This window comes from Bacteroides sp. Ga6A2 (assembly GCF_000702225.1).
Taxonomy (GTDB): Bacteria; Bacteroidota; Bacteroidia; order Bacteroidales; family Bacteroidaceae; genus Ga6A1.
In genome coordinates this window covers 68,989-76,568 of sequence record NZ_KL370875.1, presented here as the reverse complement: position 1 = coordinate 76,568, position 7,580 = coordinate 68,989, and the positions used below count along the sequence as shown (strand labels likewise).

General features: G+C 43.6%; 7 protein-coding genes. 6 read left to right on the top strand and 1 reads right to left on the bottom strand.

All coding sequences use genetic code 11. The annotated features are described in order from the left end of the window. Window positions 1–451: 451 nt before the first annotated feature. Window positions 452–1,930 (bottom strand): clostripain-related cysteine peptidase, encoded by a 1,479-nt coding sequence (locus tag T538_RS0116515; protein WP_031535773.1) that lies wholly within the window; start codon window positions 1,928–1,930, stop codon window positions 452–454. Window positions 1,931–2,280: 350 nt separating this feature from the next. Here T538_RS0116515 and T538_RS0116510 point away from each other — a divergent pair, with 350 nt between their 5' ends. The 6 genes from T538_RS0116510 to T538_RS0116485 are packed head-to-tail and all read left to right on the top strand — an operon-like array spanning window position 2,281 to window position 7,559. Then, the gene (locus T538_RS0116510; protein ID WP_155993331.1) at window positions 2,281–3,285 is read left to right on the top strand and encodes a hypothetical protein; all 1,005 of its coding nucleotides are present in this window, start codon (window positions 2,281–2,283) and stop codon (window positions 3,283–3,285) included. Then, complete coding sequence (locus tag T538_RS0116505) at window positions 3,282–3,842, top strand: gamma-glutamyl-gamma-aminobutyrate hydrolase family protein (protein WP_255347273.1); 561 nt, start codon at window positions 3,282–3,284, stop codon at window positions 3,840–3,842. The genes T538_RS0116510 and T538_RS0116505 overlap by 4 nt, the downstream gene beginning before the upstream one ends. A 53-nt stretch (window positions 3,843–3,895) precedes the next feature. Beyond that, on the top strand, window positions 3,896–4,378 hold the full coding sequence (locus T538_RS0116500; protein ID WP_031535777.1) for a cupin domain-containing protein: 483 nt from the start codon (window positions 3,896–3,898) through the stop codon (window positions 4,376–4,378). A gap of 15 nt (window positions 4,379–4,393) precedes the next feature. Then, complete coding sequence (locus tag T538_RS0116495) at window positions 4,394–5,560, top strand: glycoside hydrolase family 3 protein (protein ID WP_031535779.1); 1,167 nt, start codon at window positions 4,394–4,396, stop codon at window positions 5,558–5,560. 12 nt (window positions 5,561–5,572) lie between these two features. Then, window positions 5,573–6,334 (top strand): M15 family metallopeptidase, encoded by a 762-nt coding sequence (locus T538_RS0116490; protein WP_051656200.1) that lies wholly within the window; start codon window positions 5,573–5,575, stop codon window positions 6,332–6,334. A gap of 7 nt (window positions 6,335–6,341) precedes the next feature. Further along, the gene (locus T538_RS0116485; protein WP_031535788.1) at window positions 6,342–7,559 is read left to right on the top strand and encodes an aminotransferase class V-fold PLP-dependent enzyme; all 1,218 of its coding nucleotides are present in this window, start codon (window positions 6,342–6,344) and stop codon (window positions 7,557–7,559) included. Window positions 7,560–7,580: the final 21 nt, after the last annotated feature.

Genomic DNA, 7,580 nt, shown 5'->3' with positions numbered 1-7,580 from the left:
CAGTTCCACCCCGAAGCCGCCATTGTCAAGCATTTGGGCAAAGGTGTGAACAATGCCAACGCTTCTCAATTTATGTCCTACGAAACGGCGATGCCTCTATTCCGTAGCTTTATAGAGTGTTGCAAGTGAGACACAAAAGAATAAGAAGATAGTTAATACCCCTCTTCTTGATTAAGCTAATCATGGTTTAGTTATATTTTATTGCTATACAATATGCTATTTCAGATTTATGAGCCATAGCTTTCATCTTACAGTCTCAAAACTATGGCTCATAATCATCAAAGCTTTCACCGGCATGAGCTAAAGCTTTAGATTTGTAAAACGAAAGCTTTCGTTCGACTCGTTCAAAGCTTTGCTTTTTTGTCGTATTCGTTTTACCCTGCCTGTGACAAGATGAAACATTCTATTTAAGCTCCATTTTACACCAACAACCTTTTTAATCATTAGCCGGTTATTCTTCGTCTGTAAAAAATGTAGCGAACGGATCGTAGCCGCTGAAACATTCAAGGTTAGGCTCCTGTTCGTTTATTTTTAGCCAACGGCTCCAGCCAGTTATCCGGTCAAAGCGCAACTGTCCATAGGTATCATCGAGGGTGGAGCCCCACGGAGTGCCTGTCTTTAGTGTGCCGTTTGACAAATATTCATAGGTTCCGTCTGCATTATAGAAACCTTGCCATTTCCCCGAATTATAGCAGTAATGTCCCTGACAGCCAAGCAGAATGCTGCAACCGACGGGCAGACCGTTCTCGTGAAGCCATTTGCTGGACTGCTCATAGACCACAGATTTGTAGGACGCTTCCCAAAGAGCGTCTGTTGACAACTCGGGCAATAGCATACATAACGACAGCATGTATTGAAATAAATCGTAGTTCGGACATTGCGTTTCGACCTTGTATGCTCCGGCGGTACACTTGTCTATATTAGCTTTCACTTCGGCATCGCCGCTTTGGTATGCTGCAATTAGACGGTCGGTAAATGCCCTTAACTCACGTCCAAAGACATCAAGGTTGGCAGTGCATGTGATGGTCATATCATGATACACTTCCTCTTCTTTGTCTTCTTCTGCTTCCTTGTCCCAGTTATCTATAACAGTCTTAACATACGTGCTCAGAGCATTCTCCAAATTGTCAGGGTTCTGACTGAGGGTGTTAATAAGAGCGGAGTAGTCGCCTCCTTGACCTGGTACAAGGAAGGTAGATAGGGCAAGATAGTCACAGTACGGAGCCAACTCAAACTGATACTCTATACAATTCATCAGGCAGGCATCCAGATATACGCAAGCCGGACGCACTTTGGCAGCTCCGATAGCCTGTGCGAGTGTCTTGGCGGAGAAGTGTTTGTCGTTATGCCCACAATCGTACATCACGCCACGAGTTCTTGCTGCGGCAACATTTTCTGGCAGTTCATCATCAGGCTGATAGCCACCACCATGATCGCTGAGTATAAGGATGTACTTCTTTGCCGGACGCACAGAAGCAGCCCAGTTGATGAAGTTTGTAAGCGAATCCGGGTTGGTTATATCAGCATTGTCATTGCCATATATATCTGTAATACCAGGAACAGTAGCGATATCTTCGACATCTGATTCCAAGAATGACCTGTCTATCTTGTCATCAATAACATAACGTACGCTTTTGCCGGCAAAGGGTAAAAGTTTCTTGAGCAGTTCCTTGTACTCTGTGTAATTATAATAGTAATACATTTGAGAAATCATGTCAATATCTGTCGAGTACTTGTAGAGCGCACATACATTAACGTTTTTGTAGCAGTCATCATCGGCACCGTAAAACTCAATCATATCACCTACAAGGCAATCGTCAAGATTACCGCCGCCATGACCATAATAGATAATGGTGTAGTCTGCCAGTTGCTGTGTTTCTTCTGATTCAATCACAGGGGTGTCATCATCGTCGCTACATGCCGTAAACATGCTTGTCCCACAAATGAGGATGAAAGTAAACACCCAACATTTAACATTTCCAAGAAATCGTAATCCGAACTTATTCATAATATATAACGCTAAAAAATTAAAAATTCTCTACTAAAACCCATTAAAATTGTAACAAGACATGGGCAAATATAAGAAAAAATCATTTATTTTTATTTTTATATTTATTTTTATTTTTATAAATTTGCGGGTAAACAATGCTAAAAAGTCATGATTTCTGACTTTCTGACACCAGCAAAACATATATATATATATGGATAGGACAAATCTCAATCGGATATTAACAGATGCGTAGAAATGTCCAACAGTAAACCAACTAATAATAAATTGACATGAAAAAGGATTTTTTATGGAGTTTAATGGCAGTCATGATAGCCATGACAATAAGTGTGAGTTTCGTATCATGTGACAATGATGATGACAATGGCAGCAGTGGCGTTGACAATGTATCTGCCCTGACTGGTATTATAGACAAGGAGAGCGGTCTGCGACTGAAATCATTCAGCAGTAGAGAGTTGCATTATTCGGACGATGGTGTGCTTGAATCTATCACCTACTCGGATGACGACATGGAAGAGCAGTACACCTTCGACTATCCTGCAAACAAAATAATAGAGACCTGGAAGATCTCCGATGGTGAGACAGGCACCCAATTCCATTCGGTCAAATATAATAATCAAGGTTTTATCACACTTCTTGATACCGAATACGAAGAAGACAATTATGCTATATCCGAAAAGAACTCGTTCAATTATGATAGCGAAGGTCATCTGTCGTCTTACTCAACATCTGGAGTAATTGACAAAACTAGTGATGGGGAACGACTCTATATGACATGGAATTATAAAGTTACCTTTGACTGGAAAGATGGCCTGTTGCAATATTTGACTTACGATGGAGAGGGAACCGAAAATGAAACGAAGCACTCAGTCTTCTATAAATATAAGTATTACTATGATGCCGATTACCCCAATAAATATAAGCAGTGGGGCATATACCATGGTTTCCCAACGGTAGGAGACAGCTACTTTCTCTTGCCATTTATCGGGCTGATGGGTATCGGACCTGACAGGTTGCCTTCAAGGATGACCTACATCGACAGCGATAATCAGGAAGATCCTGATCACAAGTGGAATTTCCGTTTCACTTTCAACGAGGATGGTTCTCTGGCCACAATGGCTGGCTTTAAGTTTTCTTACGAATATGCAAATGGGAACGGGGAAACTCGTCTGGCGGCTCCTTCGGTCATGGCGGTAAAAGATGAAATGGGTTTCCGCCCGGAGCGTCGGCATGGAAGACACCTCTTCGGTGGCATTCCTGTAACAGGTAAAGAATAAAGGCTAATGCAGCACGTGATGTTTCGGATTATCTGACAATGGCGTATTGTCTCGACCACGACATTCCAATTTTAAGATTTTGCCGTGGCTCGCAGATGCTCGGTGTGGTGTCGGGCGCAACCATGATACAGGATTTGCCTGTATGGTTTGCCTCTCATAACCTGGACTATAACTATGAACATCGCAGAGAAAAGAGTGAAGGCGAAACCTATCGCGACTACACCCCTCACGATGTAAAATTAGCCGGCGATTCGCACTTGGCTAAAATGTTCGGCACCACTACGTTGACAGCAGTTCCTTCGTGGCATCATCAGGCTATACTAAGTGTAGATGGCACTCCGTTAAGCGTAACTGCCACTACAAGCGTTTCGGGCATTGAGACCATCGAGGGCATCGAACGCAAGGATAAGCGTTGTGCCGTAGCTGTACAGTTCCACCCCGAAGCCGCCATTGTCAAGCATTTGGGCAAAGGTGTGAACAATGCCAACGCTTCTCAATTTATGCCCTACGAAACGGCTATGCCTCTATTCAGAAATTTTATAGAGTGTTGCAAGTGAGACATATTAGTTTCGAAAGAAACTGATTATACAGATGTTTTTAACAAATAATTATGAAAAGAATTAGAAAATGGATGTTCGCCGCCTTCCTTGCTTTATGCAGCGCAATTACCGTTTGCATCGGCATGACTGCCTGCGAGAAGGCTCATGCGGAGAACGAGTTTCCCGAGCCAAAAGTAGAGGCAGAGGAACTAATACGTACCAGCCAGAGCTGGGATGGTGTGGAACTGCCCGACTATTTTCAGGGTCGCCCAGAACTCGTAGCGGTAAAGTATGTTTTTCCTCCAGGCATGAAACTTGGATGGCATCACCACGTGGCAATGAACTACGGCGTACTTGTGCAGGGAGAACTGACAATCATTGGTCAGGACGGCAAGACCAAGGTTGTACACGAGGGTGAGGCTGTAGTAGAAATGGTGGGTACTATTCATCATGGAGAGAATCGTGGCACTAAGCCTGTTATACTCTATATGTTCTATCTCTCACAGAAGGATCTGCCATTGGCTGTGCAGCATCCTGAGATACCAATGAATTAAAAACACAATATGAGTATGAAAAATATAATTCTATGGAGATGTGCTGCAATTATGATAGTTTGTGCAGCCTTCTTGACTTCGTGTTCCGATGATGACGAAACAACATCTACGCAGATACCGACAGATGAAGTGGAGGCACAGCTCTCACAGATGACTTTACGAGAGAAAGTGGGACAATTGTTCTATGTGCGTCCTGAAGCTCTTGACACAACAATCAAGACTGCTAATCTTGCTGCCTTGAAACTGCAAGTCGTAAACGAGACAATGCAGGATGTTAACGAGAAATATCCAGTTGGCGGCATCGTACTTTACGCCCACAACATCAATGATGGGTCGCAACTTACTAAATTCATTGAACAGATACGCAAACTTAAAGGCTCCCCGCTACTATGTGTTGATGAAGAAGGAGGACGTGTAGCGCGTATTGCAAAAAACAGTAATTTTGACGTAAAGAAATATGAATCGATGTCTGCCATTGGACAAACCGGCAATCCAAGCAATGCCTACGAGTGTGGCAATACTATCGGAAGTTATTTGCACTATTACGGCTTTGACATAGATTTTGCCCCTGTGGCAGATGTCAACACAAATCCTGACAACATTGTCATCGGCAATCGGGCTTTCAGCAGTGATCCGCAGGTTGCAGCTCAGATGGTAACAAACTATCTTCAAGGATTGAAGGATGCTGGCGTGACTGGTTGTATAAAACATTTCCCAGGACATGGCGATACAAAAGCCGACACGCATTACGGTTATGCGCAGAGCTTGAAGACATGGGACGAAATGCTGTCGTGCGAAATGATTACCTTCAAAGCGGGCATCCAATGGGGATGTCAGTTAATAATGACCGCACATATTGCGGTTCCAAATGTAACAGGTAGTGAAATTCCAAGTACAATGTCATCAGTCGTTCTTCAAGACAAATTGCGCAAAGAATTAGGCTATCAGAATATTATTGTCGCTGATGCCATGGAGATGGGAGCCATAATGCAGCAGTACACCAATACGGAAGCAGCCATAGGGTGCATACAGGCAGGTGTGGATATAGTTCTCGTACCGAATAATTTCGTTGAAGCGTTTGATGCCGTTGTTTCGGCCGTAAACAACGGAACAATCAGTGAAGAACGCATCAATCAGAGTGTTCGACGAATTTTAAAGCTAAAAAACAGTATCAGAAAATAAATTCTAAGGGTTATGAAACGGACATACAAGTATTGGTTTCTTGCTGCATTTTTCATTTGCGGAGTTTATGTATTGTCATCGTGCAAGGACAGCAATGACAGTTCGGTTTCTCCTGACACGACAGTGTTGCTTGAATGGCAGGCGGGAGAAACCGTAAGTCTTGAAGCTATTGAGGCTTTCGGAGGAGTGGACAAATGTTTTGCTGCCGACCCGATTCCCGATGAAGTATGGCAACGTATGCAGGACAAGACTTATAAGGAGAATCCATATATACAACGTAGTGACTTGCGGCACATACGTGCCCTTCATTGGGACTATGACGAAAAGATTCACATAGGCGAAATGGTATGCAACAAACTGATAGCAGACAAGGTCGCAAGAATTTTGCGTCAACTGTTTGATGCTAAATACCCCATCCAGCGTATGCTGCTGCCAGATGTTTATGGTGCCGACGACGAGACTCAGATGCGAGACAATAACTCTTCATGCTTCTGCTATCGTGCCATAGCTGGTACTACGAAATTGTCAAAACACGCCAGAGGTCTGGCTGTTGACATCAACACTCTCTACAATCCTTACTACAAGGACAGGGAAGATGGTTCGCGTTTCATACAGCCTGCTACGGCAGCTGAATATTGCGACCGAACAAAGGAGTTTCCCTACAAGATAGACCACGAAGATCTTTGTTTCCGTCTCTTCACTGAGGCTGGATTTGAATGGGGAGGTGACTGGACAACATGCAAGGACTTCCAACACTTTGAACTTGTTGAATAAGATAGCTATGAGAAAGTTTGCAGTAATCTTAACGACTATGTTCATCGGTATGCAGAGCATAGCGGTAGCCCAAACATCAGGTTTTGACAAACTCGACAAATGGGTGGGAACGTGGAAATCTGGACAACAGACTTACTTCGGTTATCCCGTTAACCAGCAGTCTGAAATGCATGATTTCTATGAGTGGTATATTTCCACTGGTTTGGAAAGTATTAACCTGAACAATGCCGGTGACCCTATGTCTGGTGAGCCTTGGCGTATGTCGTCTCATGCTTTCGAACGTGAAGTTATTGACTTTTTTGCACCATACTATGGTTTTGACAATAACAACGTATGGGGCATCGTGACCCATAGTAGAACAGACGGCAACAGCCATGGAATCTATTTCGGGGCGAACTATCTGAAGAACAAGACCAAGTTGCAGCCTATCGTCTATGTGAGTGATGAAGCACACTATTCAAACATGCGTCTTGCTCATCTTCAGAATCTTGATATGCGTTTGATAAAGAGTGACAAGATGGGGCGTATGATACCCGAGGAATTGGAGAAAGCACTTGACATCTCTCGTCCCGTTCTCATGGTCTATGCTATGGGGTCAACTTTCAAAGGTGCTATTGATGACATGGAGGCTCTCAATGCCGTCCTTGACCGTCACAAGGAGATTCCAGCTGTTTATCGGCATGTGGATGCTGCTTTGTTTGGCGGCTATCTGCCATTCACTAAATATCGCAATATGGTGAGCCACGAGGCCATGCGTTTCGAGAGTATTGCCATCAGCGGACATAAGTTTTTCGGTATAGATTCTCCTTCGGGACTTTTCCTTTGTACCCGTGACGTATATAACAATCAGGCAGACTTCAACGTGACTTACCTGAATGGAAATATGCGCATGATAAACTGCTCGCGTGATGCTGTTCAGCCTCTCAAGTTCTGGTGGCTCATACAGAAAGTTGGAACAAAGAAATGGGCAGAGCAGGCAACGCAGATGATGGAGTGCACGGCATACCTCAAGCTGCAGCTTGACAAGATAGGATGGCCAGCATGGGTCAACGACTATAGCAATACCGTATTCTTTCGTCGTCCATCTACTGAGATTGTCAGCCTTTATACGCTTGCACAAGGATATGATGACAACTTTGGCGGTGAACTGGCTCATATTGTGGTAATGCAGCACATCACTAAAGAGAAGATTGACAAGTTCATTGATGCCTTGAAAGAACATTAAATTGATATCCATTAAAACGAA

Excerpts from the sequence above, each read along its gene's own strand:
- T538_RS0116490 (WP_051656200.1), top strand. The coding sequence starts at position 5,573 with ATGAAACGGACATACAAGTATTGGTTTCTTGCTGCATTTTTCATTTGC.
- T538_RS0116510 (WP_155993331.1), top strand. The coding sequence starts at position 2,281 with ATGAAAAAGGATTTTTTATGGAGTTTAATGGCAGTCATGATAGCCATG.
- T538_RS0116495 (WP_031535779.1), top strand. The coding sequence starts at position 4,394 with ATGAAAAATATAATTCTATGGAGATGTGCTGCAATTATGATAGTTTGT.
- T538_RS0116515 (WP_031535773.1), bottom strand. The coding sequence starts at position 1,930 with ATGTTTACGGCATGTAGCGACGATGATGACACCCCTGTGATTGAATCA.
- T538_RS0116500 (WP_031535777.1), top strand. The coding sequence starts at position 3,896 with ATGAAAAGAATTAGAAAATGGATGTTCGCCGCCTTCCTTGCTTTATGC.
- T538_RS0116485 (WP_031535788.1), top strand. The coding sequence starts at position 6,342 with ATGAGAAAGTTTGCAGTAATCTTAACGACTATGTTCATCGGTATGCAG.